This window comes from Phenylobacterium sp., assembly GCF_004297125.1.
Lineage (GTDB): Bacteria > Pseudomonadota > Alphaproteobacteria > Caulobacterales > Caulobacteraceae > Phenylobacterium.
In genome coordinates, this window is sequence record NZ_SCVD01000029.1 from 1 (window position 1) to 2,904 (window position 2,904).

General features: G+C 68.8%; 2 protein-coding genes. Both read right to left on the reverse strand.

All coding sequences use genetic code 11. The annotated features are described in order from the left end of the window. Positions 1-138: 138 nt before the first annotated feature. Positions 139-2,019, reverse strand: coding sequence for a type IV secretory system conjugative DNA transfer family protein (locus EPO51_RS21515; protein WP_293354447.1), 1,881 nt, complete (start codon positions 2,017-2,019; stop codon positions 139-141). Next, the coding region (locus EPO51_RS21520) for a GntR family transcriptional regulator (RefSeq protein ID WP_293354449.1) at positions 2,020-2,904 on the reverse strand (885 nt) is incomplete at its 5' end.

The window sequence follows — 2,904 nt, forward strand, 5'->3', positions numbered from 1 at the left end:
GGCGATTTCTGCAGCCCCCGCGAGATCGCCCGCCCGGCGGCCTGGCTGAGCGGCATCCGGCCTGCCCGCGCCTCGCGATTAAGCGCCGTCGCGAGCTTGGGATCGGTGAGATAGACCTGCACGCGGGCGGTCTGGGGGTTAGTCCTGGGCATTTCCTGGTCCTTGCAACTGATCGAGGACCGCCTGTTGAGCGGCCATCTCCTGCGCCACCCGCCCGTAGATATCGGCCGCCCGGGCGGCGACCTTCTTGTCGTCCATGGCCGCCGCCACCTCCTTGAACAGCGGCAGACTGGCCTGCGCGTCCTCCCCGAGGCTGCGGCGCCCCGCCCACGGATGAGGGGCGCGGGGCGGAACGTCGAGCTGCCGGCCCTGATCGGGCGGGGTTTCCCCCGCGCGGCTCCGGAATGGTTCGCGCCGGTCATAGAGCAGCTTTTCGGTTCGCAGCGGCCGATGCCCCGCCACGAACACCAGCTGCTGATCGTCCGGCAGCGACCGAATCTCGCCCGGCTCCAGCAAGGGCCGTTCGATCTCCGCGTGGGACACCGAGCTGCGGCCTGTTCCCAGTCCCGCGGGGCCGCTCCGGCTGGTGCGGGTTTCGGTCACCGAGCCGGTCAGCCTGGAGACCTTGTCCTGGGTCAACGGATCCAGGGCCGAGAAGGCCGTATAGACCGCGCAGTTGTCGAGAATGGTGTTGTGCTGACCATAGGTCTCGACGATGTCATTGAGCGACTGGGCCACGAACATCGCCTTGACCCCGTAACCACTCATCAGACGCAGCGACTTCTCGAAGAAGGCCAGCCGCCCCAGGAGCGGAAACTCGTCCATGACCATCAGAAGCTTGTGGCGTTTCTCCCGGCCGGTCGCGTCCCTGGTCTCCTCCGCCGTGAGGGCCTGGGCGGCCGCATAGAACATCAATCGCACGAGCGGCCGCAGCGCGGCGGCGTCAGCCGGGGCCACCTGGACATAGAGCGACACCGGCGCTTCGGCGCACATCAGATCGCCCATGGCGAAGTCGGACGCCGACAGCGCCCGCTCCACATCCTCGCCGGCCAGCCATTTCAGATAGGACCGCGCCGTCCCCTGCACCGATGTCCGGAACCGGTCGTGCATGGCGGCATAGCCCTTCACCGCCGTCCGGATGAACGGATGGGTCTCGGGCTTCCCGTCCGCCCCCGACCGGTGAAGGGTCTTCATCATCCCGTCGGCCGCATCGTCGAGATCGGCGAGAAGCTCCCGCACCTTGAGCAGGGTCTTGTCGGCGTCCTCGGCGGTGTAGAGGACGTGCAGGATCACGGCTTCGAGGATTTCCGAAGCGGCCTTGTCCCAGATCGCCTCATCGTCCCTTGCGCCCCCGGGATCGGACAGTATGGCCACCAGACGCTGGACCTGCGCCAGCTCGCCCGGTCCCGGCTGGATCTCCGCCAGCGGATTCCAGCGCGCGGACGCCGGATCCCGCGGCGCGAAATAGGAGGCATGCGAGAACCGCGAACGCCAGCCGGCCGTGATCCGCCACAGTTCGCGCTTGGGATCATGCACCAGGACGCTCGGGGTCCACGACAACAGGGTCGGGGTCACATGGCCCCGCCCCTTGCCGCTGCGGGTCCCGCCGGTCACCAGGGTCGGCCGAAGATCGGCCGTCGCCAGCAGCCGCCCCCTGAATACGCCCAGGACCGCGCCGGCGGAACTGAGCAGGCCCGCGCGGCGAGCCTCGGCCCAGCCGCCCCATCCCCGGATCCGACGCGCCGTTCGATCGCCGCTGACTAGCGATCCCAGCCCCAGGCCGCTCGCCGCACCCAACAGGATCAGCGGCGCGCTGCGTGAGACCGCTGTCCGGGCCTCGTCGCCGAACTCCCCGCGCCAGGCCAGGATCGCCCAGGGCGGATAGAGCGCCAGGTCGGGATGAAGCCGCATCGCCGGGCCAAGCGCCGCGGCCCAGTGATAGGTCCAGGCGAACAGCTGGGTCGCCGCCTGCAATCCCAGCAGCAGGCCCAGACCGAGGCATGCCAGCCGCGCCGGCACCTAGCCCGCCTCACCGGGAGGATCCCGCCGCTCTCCGGAGACATCGAGGACCAGCAGCGGCGCGGCATCCATCCGGCGCTGGTGATAGGCGACCAGCGCCTGTCGGAGCGCCGGCATCGAGGCGGAGTCGGCTAGCTGAAGGATCGAGACGGCCTCGGCTTCACGATCATGCAGGATCCGCCGTTCCGCCTGCGCCAGCGGCAGGAGCTGGCGGCCCACCCGCTCGAAGGCTTCGGCCAGGACCTGATTGCCCGCGCCCCGGACGATGCGGCCGAGACGTTCGGTCAGCCGCTTTTCCGGTGCGGCGGACGAGGGAACGGGTTCATCACGGTCCTGCACGGCCTCGGCCAGGTTCAGACTTGTCGTCAGGCAATGGAGCCGGAAGGCGAACCGGTCCCGAACCAGGGCCGCGTCGATCCGCGAGGCCAGATAGCCGCCGAAGGGCGCGCGTTCGACCAGGCCCTCGCCGCACAGCCAGGCGAGGGCCTCGCGCACCGGCGTGGTCGACAGCCGCAGGCGTCGGGCCTCCTCGATGATCACGATGGGCGTCCCGGGCGCATAGTTGCCCTGCTCGGACAGATGGCGAATGCTCTCCAGGGCAAGGAAGAAGGGATCGCGCTTTCGGGTCACGGCCGTCTCCGGAAGTGGAACACGGGATTGATGGCGGCGGCCGGCCGGTTCGCCAACCGGTTGCATACCCTGATCACGAATTTCGCCATAAAACGTCGAGATATCCGCCGGGAGCCGTCGGTTCTCCCGCCGCTTTGTGGCGGACGAACGCCGGTTGTGTACGGAAACGAAAGGATGAGCGTTGCCCACTGAAGCGTCCCGTCGCACCATCCCGTGTTTGAGAGGTTTCGCCGATGAGTGGAGTGCCGCCTGAAC